The sequence below is a fragment of the Bradyrhizobium sp. Ec3.3 genome (genome assembly GCF_000472925.1).
Classification (GTDB): Bacteria; Pseudomonadota; Alphaproteobacteria; order Rhizobiales; family Xanthobacteraceae; genus Bradyrhizobium.
Map to the genome: position 1 here is coordinate 142135 of NZ_AXAS01000014.1, position 26082 is coordinate 168216.

The 26082-nt window shown below is 63.8% G+C and carries 31 protein-coding genes; 18 read left to right on the forward strand and 13 right to left on the reverse strand.

Annotation, left to right across the window (positions count from 1 at the left end):
* Positions 1-15: 15 nt before the first annotated feature.
* From YUU_RS0116445 to pncA, 4 genes are all read right to left on the reverse strand, one after another.
* The gene (locus YUU_RS0116445; RefSeq protein WP_027523366.1) at positions 16-2049 is read right to left on the reverse strand and encodes an NAD(+) synthase; all 2034 of its coding nucleotides are present in this window, start codon (positions 2047-2049) and stop codon (positions 16-18) included.
* Positions 2050-2282: 233 nt separating this feature from the next.
* The gene (locus YUU_RS0116450; RefSeq protein WP_027523367.1) at positions 2283-2990 is read right to left on the reverse strand and encodes a cytochrome c; all 708 of its coding nucleotides are present in this window, start codon (positions 2988-2990) and stop codon (positions 2283-2285) included.
* A gap of 84 nt (positions 2991-3074) precedes the next feature.
* Positions 3075-4199, reverse strand: coding sequence for an alpha/beta fold hydrolase (locus tag YUU_RS0116455; protein ID WP_027523368.1), 1125 nt, complete (start codon positions 4197-4199; stop codon positions 3075-3077).
* 2 nt (positions 4200-4201) lie between these two features.
* Complete coding sequence (gene pncA / locus YUU_RS0116460) at positions 4202-4828, reverse strand: bifunctional nicotinamidase/pyrazinamidase (protein WP_035662510.1); 627 nt, start codon at positions 4826-4828, stop codon at positions 4202-4204.
* Positions 4829-5041: 213 nt separating this feature from the next.
* Between pncA and glk the strand changes: the two genes are divergently transcribed.
* Both glk and YUU_RS0116470 read left to right on the forward strand, forming a co-directional pair.
* The gene (gene glk, locus YUU_RS0116465) at positions 5042-6019 is read left to right on the forward strand and encodes a glucokinase (RefSeq protein ID WP_027523370.1); all 978 of its coding nucleotides are present in this window, start codon (positions 5042-5044) and stop codon (positions 6017-6019) included.
* 99 nt (positions 6020-6118) lie between these two features.
* Positions 6119-6358: a hypothetical protein gene (locus YUU_RS0116470; protein ID WP_035662512.1), complete on the forward strand. Its 240-nt coding sequence runs from the start codon at positions 6119-6121 to the stop codon at positions 6356-6358.
* An 11-nt stretch (positions 6359-6369) separates the two neighbouring features.
* Here the strand turns inward: YUU_RS0116470 and YUU_RS0116475 are convergent, their stop codons facing one another.
* Positions 6370-6582, reverse strand: a complete 213-nt coding sequence (locus tag YUU_RS0116475; RefSeq protein WP_027523372.1) for a hypothetical protein — start codon at positions 6580-6582, stop codon at positions 6370-6372.
* Between the two features lie 231 nt (positions 6583-6813).
* On the opposite strand from YUU_RS0116475, the gene YUU_RS0116485 reads away from it, so the two are divergent.
* Positions 6814-7017, forward strand: a complete 204-nt coding sequence (locus YUU_RS0116485; protein ID WP_027523373.1) for a hypothetical protein — start codon at positions 6814-6816, stop codon at positions 7015-7017.
* A 156-nt stretch (positions 7018-7173) separates the two neighbouring features.
* The gene (locus YUU_RS60255; protein ID WP_198031769.1) at positions 7174-7329 is read left to right on the forward strand and encodes a hypothetical protein; all 156 of its coding nucleotides are present in this window, start codon (positions 7174-7176) and stop codon (positions 7327-7329) included.
* A 109-nt stretch (positions 7330-7438) separates the two neighbouring features.
* On the opposite strand, the gene YUU_RS0116495 is transcribed toward YUU_RS60255, so the two are convergent.
* The 4 genes from YUU_RS0116495 to YUU_RS0116510 all read right to left on the reverse strand — a co-directional run bounded on the left by YUU_RS0116495 (position 7439) and on the right by YUU_RS0116510 (position 10087).
* The gene (locus YUU_RS0116495; protein ID WP_027523374.1) at positions 7439-8170 is read right to left on the reverse strand and encodes an adenylate/guanylate cyclase domain-containing protein; all 732 of its coding nucleotides are present in this window, start codon (positions 8168-8170) and stop codon (positions 7439-7441) included.
* Between the two features lie 84 nt (positions 8171-8254).
* The gene (locus YUU_RS0116500) at positions 8255-8515 is read right to left on the reverse strand and encodes a PilZ domain-containing protein (protein WP_027523375.1); all 261 of its coding nucleotides are present in this window, start codon (positions 8513-8515) and stop codon (positions 8255-8257) included.
* Between the two features lie 292 nt (positions 8516-8807).
* Positions 8808-9209: a response regulator gene (locus tag YUU_RS0116505; RefSeq protein ID WP_027523376.1), complete on the reverse strand. Its 402-nt coding sequence runs from the start codon at positions 9207-9209 to the stop codon at positions 8808-8810.
* Positions 9210-9310: 101 nt separating this feature from the next.
* Positions 9311-10087 (reverse strand): Spy/CpxP family protein refolding chaperone, encoded by a 777-nt coding sequence (locus YUU_RS0116510; protein WP_035662515.1) that lies wholly within the window; start codon positions 10085-10087, stop codon positions 9311-9313.
* Between the two features lie 457 nt (positions 10088-10544).
* Here YUU_RS0116510 and YUU_RS0116515 point away from each other — a divergent pair, with 457 nt between their 5' ends.
* The 6 genes from YUU_RS0116515 to YUU_RS0116540 all read left to right on the forward strand — a co-directional run bounded on the left by YUU_RS0116515 (position 10545) and on the right by YUU_RS0116540 (position 16641).
* Entirely contained in the window at positions 10545-11885 is a 1341-nt protein-coding gene (locus YUU_RS0116515; RefSeq protein WP_027523378.1) for an ABC transporter substrate-binding protein, read from the forward strand.
* A 163-nt stretch (positions 11886-12048) separates the two neighbouring features.
* Positions 12049-12987: a carbohydrate ABC transporter permease gene (locus tag YUU_RS0116520; RefSeq protein ID WP_027523379.1), complete on the forward strand. Its 939-nt coding sequence runs from the start codon at positions 12049-12051 to the stop codon at positions 12985-12987.
* Positions 12987-13898, forward strand: a complete 912-nt coding sequence (locus YUU_RS0116525; RefSeq protein WP_027523380.1) for a carbohydrate ABC transporter permease — start codon at positions 12987-12989, stop codon at positions 13896-13898. The genes YUU_RS0116520 and YUU_RS0116525 overlap by 1 nt, the downstream gene beginning before the upstream one ends.
* A 20-nt stretch (positions 13899-13918) precedes the next feature.
* The gene (locus YUU_RS0116530; protein ID WP_027523381.1) at positions 13919-15019 is read left to right on the forward strand and encodes an ABC transporter ATP-binding protein; all 1101 of its coding nucleotides are present in this window, start codon (positions 13919-13921) and stop codon (positions 15017-15019) included.
* A gap of 36 nt (positions 15020-15055) precedes the next feature.
* Complete coding sequence (locus YUU_RS0116535; protein WP_027523382.1) at positions 15056-16045, forward strand: hydroxyacid dehydrogenase; 990 nt, start codon at positions 15056-15058, stop codon at positions 16043-16045.
* Between the two features lie 173 nt (positions 16046-16218).
* Positions 16219-16641 (forward strand): hypothetical protein, encoded by a 423-nt coding sequence (locus tag YUU_RS0116540; RefSeq protein ID WP_027523383.1) that lies wholly within the window; start codon positions 16219-16221, stop codon positions 16639-16641.
* A gap of 3 nt (positions 16642-16644) precedes the next feature.
* Here YUU_RS0116540 and YUU_RS0116545 read toward each other — a convergent pair whose 3' ends face one another.
* A complete protein-coding gene (locus YUU_RS0116545; RefSeq protein WP_027523384.1) occupies positions 16645-17154 on the reverse strand; it encodes a DUF1993 family protein in 510 nt (169 codons plus the stop codon).
* A gap of 91 nt (positions 17155-17245) precedes the next feature.
* Between YUU_RS0116545 and YUU_RS0116550 the strand changes: the two genes are divergently transcribed.
* Positions 17246-18031, forward strand: a complete 786-nt coding sequence (locus tag YUU_RS0116550; protein ID WP_027523385.1) for a transporter substrate-binding domain-containing protein — start codon at positions 17246-17248, stop codon at positions 18029-18031.
* A gap of 349 nt (positions 18032-18380) precedes the next feature.
* Positions 18381-19268 (forward strand): DUF2147 domain-containing protein, encoded by an 888-nt coding sequence (locus YUU_RS0116560; protein ID WP_027523386.1) that lies wholly within the window; start codon positions 18381-18383, stop codon positions 19266-19268.
* 11 nt (positions 19269-19279) lie between these two features.
* Here the strand turns inward: YUU_RS0116560 and YUU_RS0116565 are convergent, their stop codons facing one another.
* Complete coding sequence (locus YUU_RS0116565; protein ID WP_027523387.1) at positions 19280-20092, reverse strand: class I SAM-dependent methyltransferase; 813 nt, start codon at positions 20090-20092, stop codon at positions 19280-19282.
* 358 nt (positions 20093-20450) lie between these two features.
* Here YUU_RS0116565 and YUU_RS0116570 point away from each other — a divergent pair, with 358 nt between their 5' ends.
* The 4 genes from YUU_RS0116570 to YUU_RS0116585 all read left to right on the forward strand — a co-directional run bounded on the left by YUU_RS0116570 (position 20451) and on the right by YUU_RS0116585 (position 22703).
* A complete protein-coding gene (locus YUU_RS0116570; RefSeq protein ID WP_245288030.1) occupies positions 20451-21611 on the forward strand; it encodes a TAXI family TRAP transporter solute-binding subunit in 1161 nt (386 codons plus the stop codon).
* A 23-nt stretch (positions 21612-21634) separates the two neighbouring features.
* Positions 21635-22231 (forward strand): hypothetical protein, encoded by a 597-nt coding sequence (locus tag YUU_RS0116575; RefSeq protein ID WP_027523389.1) that lies wholly within the window; start codon positions 21635-21637, stop codon positions 22229-22231.
* Between the two features lie 64 nt (positions 22232-22295).
* Complete coding sequence (locus YUU_RS60260; RefSeq protein WP_198031770.1) at positions 22296-22454, forward strand: hypothetical protein; 159 nt, start codon at positions 22296-22298, stop codon at positions 22452-22454.
* 63 nt (positions 22455-22517) lie between these two features.
* Entirely contained in the window at positions 22518-22703 is a 186-nt protein-coding gene (locus tag YUU_RS0116585) for a hypothetical protein (RefSeq protein WP_027523390.1), read from the forward strand.
* Between the two features lie 88 nt (positions 22704-22791).
* On the opposite strand, the gene YUU_RS0116590 is transcribed toward YUU_RS0116585, so the two are convergent.
* On the reverse strand, positions 22792-23196 hold the full coding sequence (locus YUU_RS0116590) for a cupin domain-containing protein (protein WP_027523391.1): 405 nt from the start codon (positions 23194-23196) through the stop codon (positions 22792-22794).
* Between the two features lie 23 nt (positions 23197-23219).
* Positions 23220-23918, reverse strand: a complete 699-nt coding sequence (locus YUU_RS0116595; RefSeq protein ID WP_027523392.1) for a ribonuclease activity regulator RraA — start codon at positions 23916-23918, stop codon at positions 23220-23222.
* Positions 23919-24153: 235 nt separating this feature from the next.
* Here YUU_RS0116595 and pxpB point away from each other — a divergent pair, with 235 nt between their 5' ends.
* Both pxpB and YUU_RS0116610 read left to right on the forward strand, forming a co-directional pair.
* On the forward strand, positions 24154-24897 hold the full coding sequence (gene pxpB, locus YUU_RS0116605; RefSeq protein WP_035662518.1) for a 5-oxoprolinase subunit PxpB: 744 nt from the start codon (positions 24154-24156) through the stop codon (positions 24895-24897).
* Entirely contained in the window at positions 24894-25931 is a 1038-nt protein-coding gene (locus YUU_RS0116610) for a biotin-dependent carboxyltransferase family protein (RefSeq protein ID WP_027523394.1), read from the forward strand. Before pxpB ends, YUU_RS0116610 begins: the two co-directional genes overlap by 4 nt.
* Positions 25932-26082 lie beyond the last annotated feature (151 nt).

A 26082-nucleotide genomic window follows, 5' to 3' on the forward strand; every position in this document is an offset into this window, starting at 1 on the left:
TTTCGTCCGTCTTCATCATTTCGGCACGTTCCGCTCGAGATCCTCGAGCCACGCCGCCGCACTGGAGTCCGACGGCGCACGCCAGTCGCCGCGTGGCGACAGCGAGCCGCCGGCCGAGACCTTCGGACCGTTGGGCATTGCCGAGCGCTTGAACTGGCTGAAGGCGAAGAACCGCCGCAGGAACACTTCGAGCCAGTGGCGGATGTCGGCGAGCGCATAGGCCCTGCGCCGGTCGTTCGGGAACGCCGGCGGCCACTCGCCCCCGGCAACATCCTTCCACGCATGCAGCGACAGGAAGGCGATCTTCGACGGACGGAACCCGAAGCGTAGCGTGTAGAACAGGTTGAAGTCCTGCAGCTCGTACGGCCCGATCGCGGCTTCCGTACTCTGCGGCTTCTCGCCGGGCTTGACGGGCACGAGCTCAGGCGAGATTTCGGCGGCGAGGATCGATCCCAGGATTCGGTTGACATCATCGCTGAACTGCTTCGAGGCGATCACCCAGCGGATCAAATGCTGGATCAGCGTTTTTGGCACGCCGGCATTGACGTTGTAATGCGCCATCTGGTCGCCGACGCCATAGGTGCACCAGCCGAGCGCGAGTTCCGACAGGTCGCCGGTGCCTATGACGATGCCGCCATGATGATTGGCAAGCCGGAACAGGTAGTCGGTGCGCAAGCCCGCCTGCACGTTCTCGAAGGTGATGTCGTAGACCTTCTCGCCCTTGCCGAAGGGATGACCAATGTCCTTCAGCATCTGCGTCGCCGCGGTGCGGATGTCGAGCTCCTGCCAACTCGTCTGCAACGCCTTCATCAGCGCGAGCGCGTTGGTCTTGCTCTCGCTGCCGGTGGCAAAGCCCGGCATGGTGTAGGCGAGGATGTTTTCGCGAGGCAGACCGAGCAGGTCGATCGCCTTGGCCGCGACGATCAGGGCGTGGGTGGAATCAAGCCCGCCCGACACGCCGATCACGACGCGTTTTGTTCCCGTCGCACGCATCCGCTGCACGAGGCCGGCGACCTGGATGTTGTAGGCCTCGTAGCAGTCCTGCTCGAGCAGATGCTCGTCGCTCGGCACGAAGGGAAAGCGCTCGACCTCGCGCAGGAAGCCGATATCGGCAACCGGCGGCTTCAAGGCAAAGGTGATCCTGCGGAAGCTTGCCTCGCGCTGACGACGGTTGTCGTCGAACGTTCCCATCAGCGAACGCTCCTGCCGCAGCAGGTCGAGATCGACGTCGGCGGTCGTGATCTGCCCGCCCTGCCGGAACCGCTCGCCCTCGGCCAGCAGCACGCCGTTCTCGTAGATCGAGGTCTGCCCGTCCCAGGCCAGATCGGTCGTCGACTCGCCCGCGCCCGCGGCGGCATAGACATAAGCGGCAAGGCAGCGCGCGGAGGTCGATTGGCACAATAGCGCGCGCGAGCGTGCCCGGCCGATCGTGATGGGGCTGCCGGAGAGGTTGATGAGAACGCTCGCACCGGCAAGCGCCAGCTCAGAGGCGGGCGTCACCGGGATCCACATGTCCTCGCAGATCTCGACGCCGATCGTCAGGCCCGTGACATCCTCGGCCGCGAACAGCAGGTCGATGCCGAACGGCGCGCGCACGCCGCCGACCGCGATCTCCTCACCCACGATCCCGGCGCCGGAGGCAAAGTGGCGGCCTTCGTAGAACTCGCGATAGGTCGGCAGGTAAGTCTTGGGAACGATGCCCAGAATGCTGCCGCGATGGATGACGACCGCGCAATTGTAAACGCGCGCGCCGTGGCGCAGCGGCGCGCCGACGATCAGCACGGTCATCAGGGCCGACGACGCCTCGACGATCGCCCCAAGGCCGCGCGCGACCGCATCGAGCAGCGGGTCCTGCATGACGAGGTCTTCGATCGCATAGCCGGACAAACACAGTTCAGGGAACACGGCGACCGCCACCGACTGCTTGTGACAGGCGCCCGCGGCCGCCACGATCGCTGTCGCATTGGCGGCGGGATCGGCCACGTGCGAGGTGGTGACGCAGGCGGCCACGCGCGCAAATCCGTGGGCGTAGATCGAGTGAAAGCTCATGGTGCGCGGGACCTTCCGTTCAGTTGCGACCATTCTTAGCCGATTGACGTGCATCAATGCACGTAATTCGCGATCATGCATAACGGCTCTGCTAAACATCCTCCCTACTCCACTTCCGGCCGCCGCCCCCTTTGGATGCTGCGGCCGTTCTTTTGCGGAATGGTGTGGATGCGCCTAAAGCGCGATGAGATGATCTTTTCGGAAAACCGCTTCACACTTTTCCGGATCACGCTCTACCGGGAGCGTTCGGCCCGCAGCGTCTCGAACAACGCGACGAGGGCCTCGACCTGATGGCTGGCAAGCCGCGGGTTTGGCATCGACTGGTTCGGTCCTAGGTAACGATGACCGGAGGTGAGGAGCTGCCTGAGGTCGTCGCTGGAGAATGATGGCCGGCTTGCGATGTCCGGGAAGCTGGGCGCCGGGATGCGCGACTCCGGCTGCTCGTTCGGCCTGTCGGAGACCACATGGCAGTTGCCGCAAATCGAACGTGCAAGCCAGCGCGCCTCGGCGAGCTGGTCGACAAAGAGCTGATCCGTGAAAGGCGAGTTCGCCGGCACCTGAAGGGTGATGAAGCCATATCCCTCGGCGCGGTGGCAGGCATTGCAGCCATTGGTCAGATCGCCGTAGGCCTTGGTGAAAGCCGCGGCGTCCTTGGCACCAACGGCACTCCGCAAGGCCTGTACTGCCGCGACGGCCTGGTCAGCGCGGCCCGTCGGTTGCGCCACACGCCCGAGGCCGGCTTCGATCTGGTTGAGCTCATAGGTCGCAAGCGGCCAGTTGCCGAGGCGGCCGGCGGACCACAATTTGATGTGCTGGAACTGAAGGGCGGCCATCAGCTCGGACGCTGCCTTATCGCCGCGCATGTTGTCGGCCTGAGCGAGCGCCTGCGAGAGCGCGGCGGTCGCCAGCGCCAGAGCGGCCAGAAGTGGGCTGAGCCTCATGGAGCCTCCACGTCACACTCTAGGCTCCCCCTCAGTCCAACGGCTTTGACCGGGATCAAGACCGCCGCCGTCAGGTGATGCCTATCAGGCCCTGCGCGCCAGAACACCGCCGCCGAGATCGGAGCGCAGCCATTCGGAGATGCGCGGCCAGGCATGGACATGGGTCCGCGCTCCCATGAACAGCCCGAGATGATCCGACGGCTCCGATGCTGCCGCGATGAAGACCGGGGGCGTCCCCACGAGATCAGCGGTCGCCAGCGCTTGCGTCGCCGGCACGACCTCGTCGTCGAGCCCGGCGAGCAGGAAAATGGGCGCTCTCACATCCTTCAAATCGATTTGTCTGCCGAGCGCGACGAAGCCTCCCGCCGCGATGCGGTTCTCGCGGAAGATCCAGTTGACGATCTGGAGGTAGTAGCTGCCCGGCAGGTTGAGGGTCTCCTCGTTCCAACGATTGAAGCGCTCCAGGAGCTCAGCCCCGCCCTCCTCGGCCAAACTCCTCTGCAACGCCACCGCGATATCTTCCGCACTCAGTGACCTCGACCAGAAGCGCAGCATCTCCTCGCCGCTGACATTGCCGCCGCCGCGCGCCACGAGCTGGTCGTAGACCAGTTCCGGCGCATTGCGCGCGAGCCGGGACAATGCGGACTCGATCGCGAGATCAACGGGGGCGCCGACCAGCACCAGGCGGCGCACCTTGTCCGGGAAGCGCGCGGCGTAGAGCAGCGACAGCCAACCGCCCTGACAGAGGCCGATGAGGTCGACCGGTGCGCCTATCTCATCGATCGCGACATTGAGGTCGCCGAGATAGCTGTCGATCGAGAGATAGCGCATCTCTGATGATGCCGAGCGCCAGTCCGTGAGATAGACCCGATCGACCCCGCCCTCTTGCAGAGACTGCACGACGCTGTGACCGGGCGCGAAATCGGCGATCAGCGCACGGTGCAGAGCATAGGGCGCGCAGACCAGCGCCGGCGGGCCGGTGCGCTTCTTCGTACAGTCGCGCAGGCGCATGGTCGCGAGCTCCAGTGCGACCTTGTTGGGCGTGGACCAGGGCAGTTCCGTCTCGCGCGGTTCGGGCGAGCTGCGCTCCAGCCACCAGAACGCGGCGTCCATGGCGACCTTGGCCGCTGCAAACGGCCACAGCAGCGGATCATCCGGGCCCGGCCCGGATGCTGTCGGCGGCGGCGGTTTGTTCGTTCCTTGCGCCATCTTTAGAAGAACGCCTCGATGCTGACGACGGGAATGCCGAGCGCCCTGAAGCTGTTATGGGTGGCGGCAACCGAGCCGTCGAGATCGATGCCGCGGCAGGCATCCTCGATCACCGCGACCTCGAGACCTGCCTTGCGGGCATCCTCCGCTGAAAAGCGGACGCAAAAATCCAGCGCCAGGCCCGCGACGAACGCCGTCTTCAGCTCGCGCTCGCGCAAATAGCCGAGCAGCCCGGTCGGAGTCCTGTGGTCGTTCTCGAACAGTGCCGAATAGGAATCGATGCCGCGGCGAAAGCCCTTGCGCACCACCAGGCTCGGCCGGCGGACGTCGAGATCCCGATGGAATTCGGCGCCGGCGGTGCCCTGCACGCAATGCGTCGGCCACAGCACCTGCGGACCGTAGTCGAGATCAATGGCCTCGAACGGCCGCTTGTTGGGGTGATTGGAGGCGAAGGAGACGTGATCGGCGGGGTGCCAGTCCTGTGTCAGCACCACATTGGCGAATTTTTGGGCGACGCGATTGATGGCGGGCACCACCTTCTCCCCGCCAGGCACGGCCAGCGCCCCGCCGGTACAAAAGTCGTTCTGGACGTCGATCACGAGCAGGACGTCCCGGTCGGATATCTTCATCGCTGGTCTCCACCCGGTCTGGCCTCAATGTCGATCTTCCGGCGCCGCTGCGCAACCGCCTACCGCGGGCGGACTGCCGCCGGCGCAACGGTTCGCCCGTATCGACGTTGACGACAGCATCAAGCCGCGGTGGTATGCGAATCTGACCGCGAAGCAATGGAGACAAAGGTTCCCGCGATCACCAATGGCGATGGACGCGGCGGCCACGAGGACATGACCAGTCGGACGACAAGAGGTTGCGCATTGCTCGCCGACATCGGCGGCACCAATTCGCGGTTCGCGCTGATGGAGGAGGACGGCCGGATCGGGCCGGTCGCCTATGCGCGGGTCGCCGACTTCCCCACCGTTCGCGACGCCATGGCCGACTTCCTCGCCCGCCAGGCCAATGGCGCGCACGTGAGCACCGCCGTGCTCGCGGTCGCGGGACCCGTCGTGAACAACCGCTGTGTCATGACCAACAGTCCCTGGATCATCGATGGGAAGGAGCTCCGCGCCGGCTTTGGCCTCGATGCTGTTCACGTGCTCAACGATTTCGAGGTGCTGGCCTGGGCGCTGCCGGCCTTGCAACCTGCCGACCTCTTCCGGCTCGATGCCCAGAGTGGCGCGGCTGGCGAGCCGCTGCTGGTGCTCGGACCCGGCACGGGCTTTGGCGTCTCCTGCCTCGTCGAGCGTCACGGTGCCCGGGTGGCCGTGATCACGGAAGCGGGTCATGCGACCCTGCCGGCGGAGACGGAGCGCGAGGAGCGCGTCATCGCCGCGATGCGACGGCGCATGGGCCATGTCGAGATCGAGCTGGGCGCGCTGTCCGGTGCGGGGCTGCAAAACCTCTACGAGGCGGTCGCCGAGGTCGATGGTGCGAAGGCCCCACAACGCGACGCGGCGGCCATCACCGCGGCCGCCCTCGACGGCAGTTGCGACCTCAGCCGCACCGTGCTCGAAATGTTTTGCGCCATCCTCGGCTCCGTCGCCGGCAATCTGGCAGTGACCTTCGGTGCCCGCGGCGGCGTCTATATCGCCGGCGGCATCGTCCCGCGCTTCCCGAAATTCCTGGCCGCATCCACCTTCCGCGAGCGCTTTGAGGCCAAGGGACGTTTCCGGGATTACCTGCATCCCATTCCGACCAGCATCATCGTCAAGCCGGACGCGAGCTTTGCGGGTCTGAAGGCTTTTCGCGATCACAGCACGGCGTGAGCCTCGTCCCACGATTGCGATGTCGAGCGTGAAACGCCTCGCAGCTAGCCGTCCCGGCCGTGTTAGGATCACCGGGTTTGAGGGCTGGGGGAGATCTTTGTGAATCACCTGATCCGAATCATTGCGATTTCGTTTGTTCTGATGCCTCCTGTTTTTGCGCAAAAACTGGTCGATCCAGCCGCGGTTGCACCGGAGTACCGCGACGCAGCGGAGCATCGCCGCACCGAGCAGTTGAGGCAGCGCGCCTGCAGCCTCAAGGCACAGCAGGCGAAGATCCTGCTGCGCGATCGCGCCGCCTTCGTGCTGAAGTGCATGGATGCGGCGGACGCGAGCAAATAGTCAGTCGTCTGCTAGCGGCGCTTGCCAAGCTCGCCGCGCTTGCGGCCGAGCGAGCCTGCCAGCGTCACGAGTGCGATCAGAACGGCCGTCAGACATGCCCATCCGCGCAACTGCGCGAGCGACCAGCCAAGCTCGGCCTGGGCGAGGTAGTCCAGCATGATGGCGACATAGCCGGCCACCCAGACGGCGACAATGATCGAGATGAGATCGAATTCGTCTTGCATTCTCGTATTCCAATGCCCTGCCGCTTAGCTATAGGGCCCCGCGGGCGAGAGCTCTGTGACCTCCTTCACAGCGCATGCGCGATCCGCCGTTGATTCCGCGCAAGCCACGCGGGCGCCATCCACAGCTGATTGCATCGTTTCATGTCGCCGAACACAGTCCCGCTTGCCCCATTCCGTCGCTTGAGAAACAATTCGCCCGTGGTGCGTATGTGTACGGTACGGGGGCGTGGCATGCGTAAGCAGGATCTAGGTTTTGACTACCATCGCTATCACCGGTTGCTGACCGAGGCGGTGGACGAAGATAGTCGATTGGCGCTCATCGATCTCCTGATCGAGGAAAAGGCCAGGGATCGGCTGGCCGCGCAGCGAGCCTCCGATCGGGCCGCGATGACGGCCCAGACCATCGCCAAGGTGCTGGGAACGGGCCGCAACTGATCCCGGGGGACAGCAGCCCTGCCGGCCCGCCGCCGCTGCGGAGTCGGGCATCGATTGCGATTCGGTTAAGGATGCCTGGCAATCCTGTATCAAACTTTGTGCGCTAGAGATTTCCCCTGCCTGATGCAATTCAGGGTCAAAACAGGGGGAAATGACATGAGCATGCTTTCACTCGCCTCGGCTCCGGCCGGCATCGAAATCCGTTCGATCGACAATTCCTTCAAGACCATCCTGCTGTTCTGCTGCGCCGGTCTCCTCGCCTCGTTCAGCCTGATGGCACGCGGCATCGACCTCAGCGCTGGCTTGATGTGAACGAGGACGCTTGATTAGAGACGTTCTTTAGACCAGTTTCATCGAAATTCATCTTTGGAATGGCCGCCCCTAGAGGCGGCCATTTTTTTGTTTGTGCGGAGGCGAGCCGTCAGCCTGCGAACAGCATGACCGGCTGTTGAAAGCCTTTCAGTGAGTGCTCGGAGCCATCTCCCGCGACCAGGTGGCCGGCACGCTCCCGCACTGTCGACGTCACCAGGATCTCACCCGAGCGTGCCGCGGCCTGCGCCCTTGCGGCGCGGTTCACCACGGTTCCGACCGCAGTCAAGTCGCGATGGGTACGACCGAATTCGCCGAAATTGGTTTCCCCGCTGTCAATGCCGATCCCGATGCCGACGTCCAATCCGCTGCTCCCGATCGAGCGCACCAGCTCGTCGCGCCTGCGGCCGAACCGCTCCTGGATCTCCCGCGCGGCAAGCAGCGCCTGCACGGCGTGGTCCGTCTGCTTGACCGGGAAATTGAAGATCGCGAACACGGCATCGCCGATCGTCTTGTTCAGGAGGCCGTCGTAGTGCCAGATGGCTGCGGCGCAGTCATCGTAGAAGGCATCGAGCAGCGCGGTCAGCGCGGCCGGCTCCAGAGTCTGCGTCAGCGCCGTATAGCCGCGCAAATCTGCAAACATCACCGTGGCATCGATGGAGACGGAGCGCGCCTTCATCACCCGCGAGAAGGCCATCTCGCAGATGGTGCAGGTGTTCGGGTTCATCCGGCTCGGTCTGATGCCGAACAGGCGAAACGGCGCCGATAACGGCCCGCGCAGCGGAATCGGCATATGCAGGTTCTGCCAGCATCCCAGGCAGATCGTCGTAGGCTCCGGTGTCATCGCGAACTCGGGTCCGTCTCGTCCATTCCGCGCCAGCCGAGGCTAGCATCTTTGCATGCGCCGGGCGTCAATTTCTCTCCTCCGTCAGGGTTGTTCACCCCCTCCGTCGACAAAGGCGAGCCCGATCCGGTTTTTCTGGATCCAGATCACCCGGCAATCGTGGACCGAGGAGTCCTTGGCGATGACGAGGCGAAAACGCTGGGGAACGAAGGCGGGGTTGTCGACGTCGATAGCCGCGCCGGCAGGCGAGATGTTACGCACGACGCAGCTCATCACCGAGCCGCCCGCCGAGACATAGGCCAGCTCTTCGATATCGATACGCGGATACTTTCGTTTGTCGTCCATGCGCCGTCTGCCTCGATCCAAGCCTAGCCGGATTGCCTAAACAAATTGCACGATCCTCGGGTTACGCCTGCGTGATTTCATTGTGCAGTGCGATGGGCTGGCGGCTTGCGTGAAGGCAATCACGCGCCCTCGTCGCGGGTTCCCGACAAGGCCGCACCTCGGCCACAGGTCGGGCGTGAATCGGTCTGCTTTTCTTCAAGTTCCCGTGACGAATTGAGCAGGCCGCGCCGCTGCGGCAGGATAGCCGGGCGCAGTGCCTTTCACCTACCCCAGGGCAAGGTTGCCCGGCTATTCACCCAAGCGGACGTGAGGCGGATCCGCTTTTCGGGGCGGTCGGCGAGCCGGGAAAAAGAGAGTCGATCATCGCCTTGAGCTGGTCGATCGAAATCGGCTTGCGCAGGATCGGCCTGCGCCGGAGCAGGGACGGCAGCAACTCCGGTCCGTAACCCGTGGCGAACACAAACGGCTTGCCGCGGCGCTCGATCAGGTCCGCGACGGGATCGACGTAAAGCCCCATGAGATTGATGTCGAGAATGGCCAGATCGTATTGCGCCGTCATCGCGAAGGCGCTCGCGTCCTGAACATTGTCGGCCTCAGCGACAACACGGTGGCCAAGCTCCTCCACCATGTCGGCCATCATCATCCGGATCAACGCTTCGTCTTCGACCAGGAAAACGGAGAGTGCGCCCGTCATATCAACCCCGCAGCGATCGTTTGCAGCTAATCATAACTGCATCGCTGCGGGGATTCACGAGTTCGTGGCAATCGAGCGCCACAAATCTATTCAAACGCCGATCAATCCAGGCCGCGCTCGTGGCTGAGACGGACCATCTCCTGGATGAAGACTTCCTTCTGCTTGTCATCCAGGCTCGAGTACAGCGGCTCGGCGGCATCGGCGACGTTGCGCTGGTCGGCAGCGCGGTCGATCAGGAACTGCGCCTCGTTACGCATCTGCTCGATGATGTCGTCCGGCGGATCGCGCTTGGCGCGGGCAATCCGCAGATTGAGCCGCTCCGCGCCATTATGCCCGAGGTAATGCATGGCGCTGGAGAAACCGTACCAGTGCTTCTCCTGGTCGGGCGTGAGGTTCAGCTCGGTCTTGATGCGCTCAATATAGGAATCGCTGTTGGCGACGATCTGCTCTCCGGTGAGTTGCGGCGCGCCGTTCTGGGTAAGAACGGTGACGTCCTTTGTCCCGTCCTTTGGTGCGTCCTTGCTGGCCTTGGCGGTCTTGCTGGCCTTGCTGCTCTTGGCGTCCTTGGTGCCCTTTGCATCGGCGCCCTTGTCGGCCCCCTGCTGCTTGGCGTCCTTGCTCGCATCCTTAGCCGGCGCTTGGTTGTTGCCGACCCCGAGCACGCCGGTGAAGACACCGACCACGCCGCCAATCGCGCCGCCCAGCACGCCACCGACCGGGCCTGCGGCCTTGTTGCCGGCGGCCGCGCCCTCCTGAACACCTTTGACCAGGCCCTGCGCATGGGCGACGCAACCGGCGCCCAACAGCAATGCAACGACTGACCCGAGCGCGAACCATCGTCGCAGGCGAAGCCGCGCAGGCGGCGTCGGGTTGATCATTCTTGTCTCCATGTCGATCTGATTGGCTGCTCGGAGGGTGGAATCGCGCAAAAAGTCTGCCGGCTGGAACTCTAGCGTTTTCACGTCGCGCCGGTCCAGATCGAGGAGCGATCCTCCACATCCGAAAAGTCTGTCCTGCGAACTGGTTAGTTCAGGTTTATTCGGAACTGCGGCGTAATTGCGCTCGAACGATCCTCGCCCATTCCGACCACAGTGTGCGTCGCAAAAGGAGCTATCCAGGTTCAACGCCGTGAGACGCGCGTAACGCGGAGCCGCTGCTCCTTTGGACTCAACGTTAGTTCAAGAAACGCGTGCGTGGGATTCCTCGACAGGCGCGATCAATTCTGATCTGATCGCGCTACCAATTCTCCGCGGCTCGCGTGACTAGCCACGCGAGGCGACGGCAAGAAAAACAAAAAAACAACAAAACAACAAAAGACCAAAGCGAGGAAACGAGATGTCACGCAAGAAGCTCACGCGGCGACAGTTTGTGGCCGCAACTGCCATGTCCTCCGCAGCCCTGATCACCGCGCCCTATGTGCGCGGCGCCTACGCCGCCGGCAAGCTCTCGATCGGCTTCTGGGACCATTGGGTGCCGGGCGCCAACGACAGCTCCAGGGCTCTCGTCAATGAGTGGGCAGCGAAGGAAAAGGTCGAAGTCTCGATCGACTACATCACCAGCAACAACAAGAAGATCGAGCTGACCGTTGCCGCCGAAGCGCAGGCCAAATCCGGTCACGACATTCTTCAGATGTACACCTGGTGGCCGCATGCTTATGCCGAGCAGCTGGAACCGGTGAATGACGTCGTCGAGGCGGCGATCAAGCAGAACGGCGAGGTCAACGGCACCGTAAAATATCTCGGCCAGGCCGCCGGCAACTGGCTCGCGGTACCCGCAACTCCGGGAAGCCAGATCAAGGGGCCCTGCTCGCGCATCGATCTGATGAAGAAGCACGCGGGCATCGACGTTCAGGAGCTGTATCCGGTTGGCAGCCCGCCGAAGGCCGACAGCTGGAATATGGACACCTTCCTCAAGGCGGCGGAAGCCTGCCAGAAGGCGGGCTTCGCGTTCGGCATCGGTCTTGGCGAGACCACCGACAGCGTCGATACGGCGGGCGCCATCTTCCAGTCGTTCGGCGCCGAGCTCGTCAACTCCAAGGGCGACCTCACGGTGAAGACCGATCAGGTCCGCCAGGCGCTCGAATACTACAAGAAGCTGATCGCCTTCCTGCCGCCGGACGCACCGTCCTGGGACGACGCCTCGAACAACAAGTGGCTGATCTCGGGGCGCGGCGCCCTCATCATGAATCCGCCGAGCGCCTGGGCGGTTGCCAAGCGCGACGCGCCGCAAGTCGCCGAGCAATGCTGGACGCATGGCTTCCCCGCCGGTCCAAAGGGCCGCTTTGCGCCGTTCCTGCCCTATTTCTGGGGCCTCTGGAGCTTCTCCAAGAACAAGGAAGCGGCCAAGAGCCTCCTCGCCTATCTGTCGCAGCCGTCATCGATCGAGAAATTCGTTGCGGCGAGCGGCGGCTACGACCTGCCGGCCTACGCCAAAATGACGACCCTGAAGACCTGGGCCGAGGAAGGGCCGCCGAAGGGCACGCTCTATCATTATCCCAATCCCTACAATCATCAGACGCTGTCGATTGCGGCCTCTCCTGCGCCGCCGAAGATCGCCCAGCAGATTTATGCGCAGGCGACGCTGACCAAGATGGGGCTGCGGTTTGCCCAAGGGGAGAAGCTGGAAAACACGCTCGCCTGGGCCGAGGGCGAGTGCGAAGGCTTCATGCGAAGTTGAGCCGGGGTGTGCCCTGGCGGTTCGCGCCTCGCGCGCGAGCCGCCAGGGCAACCCGCCGTTCGATGGACGTGATCAGATGAAACCGACACCAGCGTGCCGGCTTCACCGTTGGACATTCTGCAAGGAAGCTTGACCCAAGGAAGCTTGACTCAGGGAAACTGACATGGCCGATGTCATCGTTGAGCACGGTCGCGTTGCCGGCAGCGCGAGTGCACGCAAGCGGGCGAGCCTGCACAATGCGTTGAGGCGGAAATCGACCGTGGCGTTCTTCCTGACGCTGCCGCTCATCCTCCTGATCGCGCTGCTGGTGCTCTACCCTGCCCTGTTCTCGATCCATCTCGCGACGCTGAACAAGTCGATGCAGAAGTTCGTCGGCTTCGGCAACTTCACCTTCCTGTTCAAGCGCGAAACCTTCTGGATGGTGGTGAAGCAGTCCTGCATCTTCGCGATCACCGCCGTCGTCTTCAAGGCGCTGATCGGCTTCATCGTCGCGCATTTCGTCCACAACATACCGGCCAAGGGCCAGCGCAAATGGCGCGGCATGCTGCTGGTGCCCTGGGTCATTCCGCCGGCGATGAGCACGCTCGCCTGGCTGTGGCTGTTCGATCCCTCCTACAGCGCGTTTAATTACACGCTCTCCCTGTTCGGCATCGGTCCCGTTAACTGGCTCGGCGATGCCGCGTGGGCGCGCTTCTCCGTCATCCTCGTCAACGTGTGGTACGGCGCGCCGTTCTTCATGATCATGTATCTGGCGGCGCTGAAATCGGTACCGGAGCAGCTCTACGAGGCCGCTGCGATCGACGGCGCCAACTGGTGGCAGCGGATCTGGTACGTGACGCTGCCGATGATGCGCAACATCATCGCAATCACGACGCTGTTCTCGCTGATCGTCACCTTCGCCAATTTCGACATCGTCCGCATCCTGACCTCGGGTGGGCCGCTCGACCGGACCCAGATCTTTGCCACCTACGCGTTCCGCGTCGGCATCGAGAGCAGCGACATCCCGCTCGGCGCCAGCGTCTCGCTGTTCATGGTCCCCATCCTCGCCGTCGCGGCCATCTTCATCCTGCGCGACGTCTCTAAACGCGGGAACGAATCCTGATGAGCACGCTCGCGATCGACAAGGCCGGTCCCCGGCGCAAGGTCAAGTATGGTAGCATGAGCCGGGACCGCGCCTGGGCGCTGCGCTGGTCCTACTTCTTCCTGGCGCTGTTTGCGATCTTCTTCCTGACGCCGCCGCTCTACATGGTGATCACCTCGCTCAAGAGCAGCGCCGAGATCTCGGCGGCGACCAATCCCTGGTGGGTGTTTCATCCGACGCTGTCGAACTACCTCGAGCTCCTGACGTCGAACCAGTTTCTCCGGTTCTTCTGGAATTCATCCATCGTCTCACTGGTGGTCGTGATCCTGACCATGCTGATCAGCGTGCCCGCGGCGTTCGCGCTGGCGCGGATGAGGTTTTGGGGCTCGCCGACGCTCGCCACCGGCGTGTTCCTGACCTACCTGATCCCGGACAGCCTGCTGTTCATTCCGCTGTTCAAGATGTTCGCGCTGATCCAGGATCTGACCGGCATCACGTTGCTCAATCGATGGTATGTGCTGCTGTTCGTCTATCCGACGCTGACGGTGCCGTTCTGCACCTGGATCATGATCGGCTATTTCGCTTCGATCCCGAAGGAGCTCGATGAAGCCGCGATCATCGACGGGGCGTCCTGGCTCCAGACCCTGACGCGGATCTTCATTCCGGTGGCGCTGCCCGGCCTGATCGCCGCGACGATCTTCGCCTTCACCGTCTCCTGGGCCCAGTTCCTCTATCCTCTGGTATTCACGACCTCCATTGACCAGCTCGTGCTGCCGGTCGGCATCACCACGACGCTGATCAAGGGCGATGTCTTCAACTGGGGGCAAATCATGACCGGCGCGCTGCTCGGCGCTGCGCCGCCGCTGATCATCTACGCCTTCCTGATGGACTACTACATTGCCGGCCTGACGGCCGGTGCGACAAAGGGTTGAAATCGAGAGGTTGACGATTCATGGCTGATGTTTCCTTGCGCAAGGTGGTCAAGCGTTACGACGACGTCGAGGCGGTGCGCGGCATCGATCTCGACATCGCCGACCACGAGTTCATCGTGCTGGTGGGCCCGTCCGGCTGCGGCAAGTCGACCACACTGCGCATGATCGCAGGGCTCGAGGACATCAGCGACGGCGACATCATGATCGGCGGCGACGTCGTCAACGACGTGCCGCCGAAGGATCGCGACATCGCGATGGTGTTCCAGAACTACGCGCTCTATCCGCACATGACGGTGGCGGAGAACATGTCGTTCGGGTTGCGCCTGAAGCACTACCCGAAGGCCGAGATCAAGTCGCGCGTGACGGAGGCCGCCCGCCTCCTGGACATCACGGACCTGATCGACCGCAAGCCGAAGCAGCTCTCCGGCGGCCAGCGCCAGCGCGTTGCGATGGGGCGCGCCATCGTCCGCAATCCGAAGGTGTTCCTGTTCGACGAGCCGCTCTCCAACCTCGATGCCAAGCTGCGCGTGCAGATGCGCATCGAGATCAAGAAGGTGCACCAGAAGGTGCGCACCACCACCGTCTACGTTACCCACGACCAGGTCGAGGCTATGACGCTGGCCGACCGCGTCGTGGTCATGAACAAGGGCCGCATCGAGCAGATCGGCACGCCGAACGAACTCTACCACAAGCCGGCGACGCGCTTCGTCGCGGGCTTCATCGGCTCGCCCGCGATGAACTTCGTGCCGTGCCGGCTGGAGGATGTGGGCGGCAAGCTCAACATCCGCCTGACCGACCGCATTTCCTTTCCGCTGCCGCCGGAGCGTGCCGCGCACTACAACGCGTTGCCGCGCAACGACCAGCTGCAGCTCGGCATCCGGCCCGAGCACATCGCGGAGTCGCATGCGCATCTCGATCCCGGCGTCGAGACCTTCGACACCATGCTCGACGTCACCGAGCCGATGGGCATGGAGACGCTGGTCTACTTCAACCTCAACGGCACGCCGGTCTGCGGCCGCGTCAATCCCAATGCCGGCGCCAAGGACGGGGCACCCATGCGTTTGGCGATGGACCTCAACAACATGCACCTGCTAAACGAGGCGACCGGCCTCGTGCTGTGACGGCCGGTCAAGAAAACCTCGAGCAGGCAGGGGACGATGGCGACCAACAAGAAGAAGATTTTTGTCACGCAAACTTTGTCGCGGGGCGCACGCGCCCTTCTCAACCAGCGGGACGACATTGAACTCGTCGAGTTCTCCAACCTGATTTCGGCTTCGGACTTCCAGGCGATGCTGACTGCGCATGCGCCGGTCCATGGCGTTGCGCTGGGCCCGACCCGGTTCGGCGAGCCCGAACTCGAGGCATCCAAAGACATAATGGTTGTGACGCGGATTGGCGTTGGCTACGACTCGGTCGACGTGCCTGCCCTCTCCCGCCGCAAGGTGCCGCTGATGATCGCAGGCAGCGCCAACTCGCCCTCGGTCGCGGAAGCCGCGCTGTTCATGATGCTGACGCTGGCCAAGCGCGCCCAGGAGCTGCACGCCTGCGTCAGGGACAACAAATGGGCCGACCGGCTCGGCATCCTGCCCTTCGACCTCTACGACAAGACCGTCGTGATCGTAGGCTTTGGCCGCATCGGCAGCCGCACCGCCAAGCGCTGCCTCGCTATGGAGATGAACGTCCTGGTCTATGACCCCTACAAGCCGGCGGCCGACATCAAGGCTGCCGGTTGCGAGCCGGTCACCGATCTCGACGCGGCGCTGCCCCGCGCCGACTTCGTCAGCATCCACTGCCCGAAGACGCCCGAAACCGTCGGCATGTTCAACGCGGCACGGATCGGCCTGATGAAGCGGACGGCCTATCTCATCAACACCGCGCGCGGCGGTCTCGTCGAAGAGAAGGCACTCTATGGTGCGCTCACCTCGGGTCGGCTCGCCGGCGCCGGCCTCGACGTGTTCGAGCAGGAGCCGCCGCCGGCCGGACACTCGCTGTTCGAGCTTCCGAACGTGATCATGGCGCCGCATGTGGCAGGCGTCACCGTCGAGGCGGTCGATCGCATGAGCGAGCAGACCGCGCGCAACATTTTGAGCGTGCTCGACGGCGATCCGATCCGTCAGAACGTGATCAATCAGGACGTTCTCGCCTGACCACCGCGGTTTTCGGAGAGGCGGACATTCGTCCGCCTCTCCAAGGTCAACCAGGTGTCCCATTTCGGCACAATCGGGCCCAAACCTAGCCTTAATCAACGGCAACCTAGGGTGACAGGTCGCGACCGGTCGTGGGACAGAATTGCCGGCGCGTCCTCTTGGAGGATGGACCCTTGTCAGACATCGACCCGACCGACCACGCGCTGGCGACGATCGCCAGCATTCTCGAACACCCCGAGGCCCCGCCCGAGACTGAGAAGTTCGCGAGCGTCGACGAGGATCTGGTCGTCGACGAGCAGCCGCTCGTGCCGCAGCACCCGGCCGACGCCGACGGCTACAGCAAGCTCGGCCCCGGGCCGATGGCGGCGCTGCGGTTCAAATGGACCGTGCAGCGCGGCGATGAGGGTCTCTACTACGTCCACGAGACCATTGGCGAGTATTCCACGCCCGTGGTCAGCGGACCGATGTCGGGCGAAGCCGCGGTGCAGTTCGTCGACGAGCGCGAGAGCGAAGCGCATCGCCGTTTCGAGGTCCTGCGCGACGAGATCGCCAACCGCAGCTCGGTCTCCGACATCGTACGGAAAGGTGAGGTGTAAGCCTCACCTTCTTCCCAGAAAATCCCTCTTCACGAGATCGACGCCGGCGTGCCGCAGGATGTCGTAGGCCGTCGAGACGTGGAAGAAGAATTGCGGGACCGTGAAGGTCAGCAGCAGCGAGCGTCCGGTGAAGGGCAGCTCGACGCCGCTTTTCAGGTGGAAGGCGACGTCCTTCTCGCCTGCGGCCTCGATCTCGGTGCGCGGCAGGCTCTCGACGAAATCGACCGCGGCCGCGATGCGCCGCTGTAGCTCCGCAAGATCAGGCTTCGCGTCGGCAAACGTGATCGGCTCGCGCCCGGCAAGCAGCGCGGATCCGACCACGGCATGGCGGACCGCCTCGCCCACCTGCTGCGCCAGATCATACATGTTCGGATAGAGCCGCATGCCGAGCAGGATCGCCGGATCGATCTTGCGCACTTCGGCGTAAGACGCGGCCTTGTCGAGCAGCCCGGACAGGTTGCGCAGGAACGGCACGAACATGCCGACGGAAACCTCATGGAGGGAAAGCGTCACTTCAAAATTTCCTTCTCGCAGTTTGCGGACATCTGGTCTAAATCCGCAGGTTCTGGAGCAACATGACAGCTGATGCGAGGGTGGGAAAGAGATGATCGTGCGACGACTGGCGGCCCTGGCCGCGGCGGTGGTGGTGAGCTTTGCGGCCCATGCGCAGGAGACGACGTCCCCTTCCCGCCTCGATGAGATCATCAAGCGCGGCACCTTGCGCATCGGCATGACCGGCGACTACCGGCCATTCACCTCTCTCGACAAGACAACGCAGAAATTCAGCGGCTTCGACGTCGATATGGCCGAGGCGCTAGGCAAGGCGCTCGGCGTCAAGGTCGAGTACGTCCAGACCGCCTGGCCAAAGCTGATGAAGGATTTTGAGACCGATCAGTTCGACATCGCGATGGGCGGCGTCTCAATCACCCTCGACCGCCAGAAGAAGGGCCTGTTCTCCACGCCGATCATGCGCGAGGGCAAGACCCCGATCTCGCGCTGCGCTGACGTCGCCAAGTACCAGACGCTCGCCGACATCGACAAGAAAGGCACGCGCGTCATCGTCAATCCCGGCGGCACCAATGAGCGCTTTGCGCGGGCGCACATCAAGGACGCCGACATCACCGTCTTCCCAGACAACACCGCGATCTTCGACGAGATCGCCAAGGGCAATGCGGACCTGATGATGACCGACGCCTCCGAGACGCGCTATCAGCAGAAGCAGCATCAGGGCGTGCTCTGCGCGGTGCATCCGGACAAGCCGTTCGATTTCTCGGAGAAAGCCTACTGGCTCCAGCGCGACGTTGCGCTGAAGGCCTTCGTCGACCAGTGGCTGCACGTCTCCATGGAGGACGGCAGCTACCAGAAAATTTATGGCGCCTGGTTCGATTAGCGCGCGCTTCTTAAGCCCGGACCTAAAGCGCGGTGAGATTGGGATGAGTCGGTCATCGCGCTTTAGATTATTGTTTGAGCATGATCTCCTCGCAAACGCGCTTCGCGTTCGTCGCGAGGGAATACCGCTTCGCACTTTGCGCTCGCGCCCTTCGGGTCCGGATCATGCTCCTGTCGCAATAGTCCGCATTTTGGCTGCCGTCGGTCAAACCTTGGACCGAGTTGGCGCGCATTGAACCAAGATCGAAGGGAGCACGACTCATAGCTTGAAAGTGATCTGGATCACGTTTCGTCACGGGGCCGGGGCGTAGGCGTGGATACGGGGACGACCACCTGCTCGGGAGATTGCAATGAAAAAGCTATTGGCGATGGCCGCATTTCTTTTGGCGAGCACGGCCGCGCAAGCGCAATACACCTTCGAGTATGGCGGCCGCACCATCCGCATCGACCCTGACCGCGGCACGGTGCAGATCCCCGGGGTCTACGACAACACCGGCCAGGGCAAGTCGAAGAAGGCCAAGAACGACACGAAGAACGCGACCAAGACCGACACCCAGCCGCCGCAGCAGGCCAAGGTCGATCCGCAGCCGCCAGCCAATCCCGCGCCCGCGCCGGCTCCCGTGACGCCACCTCCGGCAGTCCAGCAGACGCCCGCCGCAGCCGCGCCGCCACCGGCGCCACCTGCCCCGCCCGCACCGCCGCCGACCACGACCGCCAACAACGCGCCGGCCGCAACCGCCATCGCGCCTCCGCCGGCTCCGCCGCCCGCCCCGGCTCAGCAGGACGGTACTCCCGCGGTGACACCGCCGCCGGCTCCACCAGCCGCCGTCGCGGTTGCTCCGTCTGCACCCCCAGCTCCGCCCCCGCCGCCGACGCCCGCTCCGCCTCCCGTTCAGGCGGCGGCTCCGGCGGCAGCGCCCGCGCCCACGCGTGACCTCAATTCGCCGCTCGGCGTCTGGCTCACTGAGGAGAAGGAAGGCAAGGTCCGTATCGAGCAGTGCGGCAACAATCTCTGCGGCTACTCGGTCGATGCCAAGTCGGACCAGAACGGCGAGCAGATCCTGATCAACATGAAGCCGGCCCAGGGCCAGAAATGGACCGGCCGGATCGTCGATCCCAACACCGGCTCGACCTACGATTCCACCATCGCCATGCGCGGCACCGACCGCCTGCGTGTGCAGGGCTGCGCCTTCGGCGGCATGTTCTGCGGCGGCCAGACCTGGACGCGCGTGAACTAGTTCACGCCCGTCTAGGGCCTCGCCTCGATCACATGCGCCTGGATTTTTGCGGAAATCTCGCCCTCGCCATGCCGTGCGGCAATTTTCCTTGCCGCGTGGGCAGTAGCAGCCTCCAGCGCGTCGGGGCGTCTCGCCTCGATCTCGTTGCGGAGCGGCGTGCCCTGACAGTAGCTCATCGCGACATGCTGCGCCGAGATGGCCCGGCTTTCATCGGACCGTGTTTGAACTGCCACCTCTGAAAATCCTGCATCCTGCAAATCGCGGCGGATCAGGGCGGTATCGTGATAGCCGTGCGGCGTGCGTGCGAGGAAGCGCGGTGGATCGTCCGGGAACAACTCGGCCAGCGCGTCGGTGACATCTTTAGCAAAGATATTGTCCTCGATCCTGTCCCAGACATTGAAGATGAAAACCCCGCGCGGCCTCAGCACGCGGCGCGCCTCCTGGTAGGCCTTGACGCGATCCGGGAAGAACATCGCGCCGAACTGGCAACATACGACGTCGAACGAGCCGTCGAGGAATGGGAGTACCTGCGCGTCGGCCTGGCGCCAGCTCACGCGCGCATCGGCGCCCTGCCGACGCCTTGCATGGTCGAGCATCGGTTGATTGAGATCGGTCACCACGTAGGTCGCATCCCGCGGCAGGACGGCTGCGACGGCGCGTGTGACCACTCCGCTTCCCGCCGCCGTTTCCAGCACGGCCATTGGCCCGCGCGCGGCGACGCGGCGCGCCATGTCGTCGGCATAGCTCTGGAATATCAGCGGGACCATATAGCGGTCGTAATTTTCCGGCACCGAGCCTGCAAACACCTTGTCGGATTCAGGCATCCTTTCGTCCTCCGCGACGTGCCTTTCGGGTCGCAAGCAGCAGGCCACGAAGGCGGCACCTTGTCACGTTGCGCCGCACGGGCGCGGCATCATGTCCACGGGCATGTGGACGGCGGAAAGACACTAGGCATGGCGACGCTTGCCCACGCAGGCAATCGAGTCGCGGCTCATCAATGGTGGCAGGCATCCCAGGGAACGTCGCTCCGTTCGATGCGTTGGAAAGCTCAGTCAAACCCCATTCCAGCCTGTCGTGCGACGGATGGGCCGAGTGAGATTTGCCGGCTGGACAAGAGCGCGCCAAAGCGGGCGCTGCGAACAGGTTTGAACAATGAGGGTCTGCGGAGCTGTGCGGGCCGGTTTGTTCACCGCATTCATTGCAGCGGCCTGGCTCGGCGGACAGGTCCAGACCTCCCTCGCGCAAGCCCGGCCATCCGTTTCCCCCAGCGACGCGGCGAAGACGTCTCCGCGGAAAGAAAGTGCACCTCGGAAGGAAGCTGCAAGATCTGACCCGCACACGACAGGATTTGTAACCGGTGCGGCACAGAGCACCGAGTTCGCCATAGCTCAGGACATTGCGACGACGCTGGCCAGCGGGCAGGAGACCGGCCCTCACGGCGAAGTCGCATTGCGGGTGCTGCCAATAGTGGGAAATGGTGGCAGTCGCAACCTCATCGACATACTCAGCCTGGCGGGTGCCGACATGGCGATCGCTCCCGTCCTGCTGGCCAATCGCCTCCGAGCGTCAGGAACAGTCGGAGATACCGGCAACAAGCTTGTCTACATCACCCCGTTGTTTGTCGAAGAGTTCCATCTCCTCGCGCGATCCGAGATCAATAGCGTTTCGGATCTTGTGGGAAAGCGGGTCAATCTCGGCGAAGAAGGCAGTGCTGGCGCTGTCCTTGGCCGCGAGTTGCTCAATCATCTGGAGGTGAAGGTCAGCGAATCTAACCTTGCTCTGGACGCAGCACTGGAGGGAATGCGGAAGGGGCAGATCTCCGCCACCTTGCTGGTGTCGGGCAAGCCAGTCAGCTTCCTGGCCCGCTACGCCCAAGGCGACGGCCTTCACTTCCTGTCCATCCCCTACTCGAAGGCGATGCTGGAGCATGATTATCTGCCATCGACGCTCAGCCACGAAGATTACCCAGAGATCATCGACGTCCCTGACAGCGTCGACACCATCGCGATCAAATGCGCGCTTTTCGCTTACAACTGGCCACCGCGCAGCGAGCGGTTTCCGCTCCTGGAACTGTTCGTGCAGACTCTGTTCTCGCGATTTCCTGAATTTCTGGGCGACGGTCATCACCCCAAGTGGCGAGAGGTGAACCTAGCCGCGCTGCTTCCTGGTTGGAGGCAATTTCAACCTGCGGAGCGCTGGCTCCAGCAGCAATCCGGCGGAGAAGCCGCGCTTCGCAAGGCGTTCGGTCGTTTCCTCGAGCAACAGCCGATCAGCAATCCGCCGAACCGCGAACAATTATTCCAGGACTTTATGCGGTGGCGAGAACGCCAGCAGGGCCGATGACCCAAGCACACTGGGAGGTCTTGATGCGCAATTCAGTGGTGACCGCAACCTTGGTCGCGTTGCTTGCGTTGACCGCTGACGTGAAGGGGGCGGCCGCGCAACTCTTTCCATTCGAGCAGCCGGCCCCTCAGACGCTCGCTCCAACCACGGTGCCATCAACCGACAACGCCAGGAAAGCCAACACCGGGAAAGCCAAGGAGGTAACTCGCGCAGACCGCAAACCACATACTCGCCCGGAAACACACAGAAGGCTCTACGTCGTTCCCTTACAGCCAAATCAGCGGAGGATCGCCGAAAAGAAGGGATACAAGCGCGTCAGCGACCTCGTGAACTTCCCGAAGTTCTTTCCCGGCCTGGGCATCCTCTTTGTCAAACCCGAGACTCTGCCGCTTGGGCCTTTCCTATGCTTTGATCGCAGGGATCGCCTGGTGGCGAGCCTGTATATGGTGCCCATCCAGGATATCGACGATCACAAGTCGTTGGAGGCGCCGGGCTTCGCCGGAGCAGTTGACCACGTCAACATCTACTTCAATCCAGGTCATCCTGGAGTGGGCGTGCCGCACTACCACGTCGTGATCTGGCACGTGAGCAAGAAGGAGGAAGCGCGCGTCGCGAAATGACGCATGTCACCGTGAGAGCGATATCCTTCCCAGCAGCTTGCGTTTGCTCATGGAACGTTTGCTCATGGAAAAAGTGCTCGCCTATGCGATTTCGGGTTTCATCGTGTGCTTCGGCGTCTGGATCCTTGTTGCCGCCCTAAGCTCCAGTGCACCCGCGCTGTGGTCGTGCGCTGCCCTCTTGCCCATCGCAATCGGGCTCTGGAGCGCTTTCGGGCACATCTAGAAATCGTTCACCGGAACCGGGACACCCCTGCCGCCTTGATCTCGGGTGGCGAGATTTTTTCTGATGGACCTTACCGCGACCGAACGCGATTTCCTGAGACGGCTGGCCTCCGAAGCCTGGATAAGCCCGCCGCTGTTCGACCACGAAATCGTCGCCCGACTTGTCGAATTCGGACTCGTTGAGACCGAGCCACTGGTTTCAGGCGAGGTCGAATACCGGATCACCGACGCGGGCCGCGATGTCCTGTGAATTCGTCGTGCTGCCTGAAGTGCTGCGACGCGGGCGCGACGCATCGCCACGAGGCGATGCGTCCTGTCCGGGACATGAGAGCGAGTTGCTAGCCGACCGGCGCCGAATATTCCGCGTCCGTGACCGGCTCCATCCAGGTCGAGTAGACGCCGTCGAGCGCTTCCTGCATGGCGATGTGGGTCATGCCGTTGGTGGGCGACGCACCGTGCCAATGCAATTCCCCCGGCGGAATCCAGACTGTATCGCCCGGACGGATCTCGCGGATCGGGCCACCCTTGGCCTGGACGCGGCCGACGCCGGAGATGACGTAGAGCGTCTGCCCGAGCGGGTGGTGATGCCAGTTGGTGCGCGCGCCCGGCTCGAATGACACGCGAGAGCAGTTCAGCCGCGCCGGCGCGGGTGCCATGATGACGGGGTCCTGCAACACCGTGCCGGTGAAGTTCTCCTTGGGCGCGCGGCGGGTCGGCCGCGTGCCTGCGACGTGGATCTCCATGGGGTACCTCGCTTCGTTTCTCGTTACTTCTTGCTCGCGGCGTAGCGCGCCTTGGTCTCGGCGTTCATGGGATAGAGACCCGGAAGCACGGCGCCGTTGTTCACCTCGTTGACGATCCAGGCTTCCATCCGCTCCTGCTCGACGCCCTCGTTGAGCACGTGCTCGAGCAGCGCCTGCGGGATCAGAACGCAGCCGTCCTGGTCGGCGACGACGATGTCGTTGGGAAATACCGCAACGCCGCCGCAGCCGACCGGCTCGCCCCAGCCGACGAAGGTCAGGCCAGCGACCGACGGCGGCGCGGCATAGCCGTCGCACCACACCGGGAGATTGGTGCCGAGCACACCCTCGACGTCACGCACGACGCCGTCGGTGACGAGTGCGGTGACGCCGCGCTTGACCATGCGCGCGCAAAGGATGTCGCCGAAAATGCCGGCATCGGTGATGCCCATGGCGTCGACCACTGCGATACAGCCCTCAGGCATCGCCTCGATCGCGGTGCGGGTCGAGATCGGCGAAGACCAGGATTCCGGTGTCGCCAGATCCTCGCGCGCTGGCACGAAGCGCAGCGTGAACGCCGGGCCGACCAGCCGCGGCAATCCCGGGCGCAGCGGACGCGCGCCGCGCATCCAGACATTGCGCAGGCCCTTCTTCAGGAGGACCGTGGTGATGGTGGCGGTGGTGATGCCGGCGAGGGTCTTGCGGGCTTCGGGGGATAGCGACATGGACGACAACGAGCTCCGGATGGGCGGGAAAGAAGCTGCGCATCTTGCGAGGCGCGGGCCTGCCGTCAAGGGCCAAGGCGAAGCAGCGCAGGGCTGTTATGCGATGCGATAACAAGGCTTTATCAGACACCCTTGCATTAATTTATTGGACTTGCAGGCGCATTTACGCGAAGCAAAGGGGAGCGGGAACCAAGGGAGTCTCCTGCGACCTCCAAGAGGCCGATTTCGACAGCTCATGGCCGCGACCCTTGCTCCGACTCTTGCCCCGCCCCGCCTTTTGCCCAGTGGCGACAGTGCCGTCACGGTCGAGTTCAGCCGAACCATCGACGATGCCGCCAACCAGCGCGTGCTGGCGCTCGATCGGGCGCTCACCGAATCCGGCATCGAGGGCGTCATCGAGGCGGTGCCGACCTATCGCTCGCTGCTGGTGCACTACGATCCGGGCCGGATCGGCTTCGATGCGCTGGGCGACAAGCTGCTCGCGCTGGCAAGCCAGCCGCAACCGCCCACGGCAAAGGCGCGCCGATGGCGCATTCCCGTCGCCTATGGCGGCGAGCACGGCATCGATCTCGAGGATGTCGCCAAGACGCTGAACACCACGCCCGACGACATCGTCGCCCGCCATGTCGCCGGCGACTATCGCGTCGCCATGATCGGCTTCACCCCAGGCTGGTCCTATCTCAGCGGCCTGGAGAAATCGCTGCACATGTCGCGGCGACAGAATCCGCGGCTCTTGACCCCCGCCGGAACGATCGCGATCGGCGGCGTGCAGACCGGCGTGCAGTGCCTCGCAGGTCCCAGCGGCTGGCACCTCTTGGGGCGCACTCCCGTGCGGACCTATCAGCTCCACCGGAATCCCACCTTCCTCACCGAACCCGGTGATCGCGTGACTTTTTTTGCCGTCGACCACAAAACCTTTGCGGAACAGGACCGCGCCGCCGAAGCGGGCAAGATCATTGCGGAGCTGACGGAGTCATGAGCCGGCTCATTGTCGCCAGCATCGGGCCGGCCAGCTCCGTCCAGGACGGCGGACGGCCGGGCTCGCAGCGTTATGGCCTCACGCCGAGCGGCGCGATGGACCGGCTGGCGCTGGCAACCGCCAACTGCCTCGTCGGCAACGAGCTGTTTGCGGCCGTTGTCGAGATCGGCCCGTTCGGCGCCTCCTTCACCGCGCGCGACGGCGCGGTGCGGGTCGCGATCGCGGGCGCGCCGCGCAATGCCGATATCGCCGGCAAGCCGGTGGCGAACGAGACCTCGGTGACGCTCAGGGACGGCGAGACGCTGACGCTCGGCTTCGCCCGCGGCGGTGCGTTCAGCTATCTCGCCATCGAAGGGGCTATCCGGGGCGAGCCGGTGTTCGGCAGCCTTGCGGTGAACGCCCGTGCCGGGCTCGGCAGCCCCTACCCGCGCCCGCTCCAGGCCGGCGACGAGTTCAGCGTCGCGGCCGCAACCGGCGGGCCTGAGCAGAGGATCGAATTGCCGAAGCCGCCGAGCGGTCCGATCCGCGTCGTGCTGGGGCCGCAGGACGACGAGTTCGATGACGCCAACAAGACGCTGTTCCTGTCGAGCGACTGGAAGATCTCGGCCACCTCGGACCGTATGGGCTATCGCCTCGAAGGCCCCGTGATCAAACATCTCCACGGCCACAACATCGTTTCCGACGGCACGGTCAACGGCAGCATCCAGGTGCCCGGCAATGGCGCGCCGATCGTCCTGATGATGGACCGCGGCACCAGCGGCGGCTATCCGAAGATCGCAACCGTCATCTCCGCCGATCTCGGCCGCCTCGCCCAGACCTCGGCCGGTACGGCGTTCCGCTTCACGGCGATCAGCATGGCGGAAGCGCAGGATGAGGCCCGGAAATTCGCGCAGCTCCTGCGCGGCCTGCCCGACCGCTTGCGCGCGGCCGACACCGTGGAGCTCAACATCGAGGCGCTGCATGATGCTAACGTCGCGGGCCACGCGGTGAACGCCGTCGATGCCGCGACTTGGCAAACTCCGGCAGAGCCGTAGACACTCTATCCCCTCATCCTGAGGAGCCCGCGGGACGCGGGCGTCTCGAAGGATGAAGGCCGTGATCGGGCTCATTGTTCGAGACGCGCGTTCCGCGCTCCTCACCATGAGGGTCATCAGGACTAGTCGGAAGAACCAGAGGCGGAGAGCA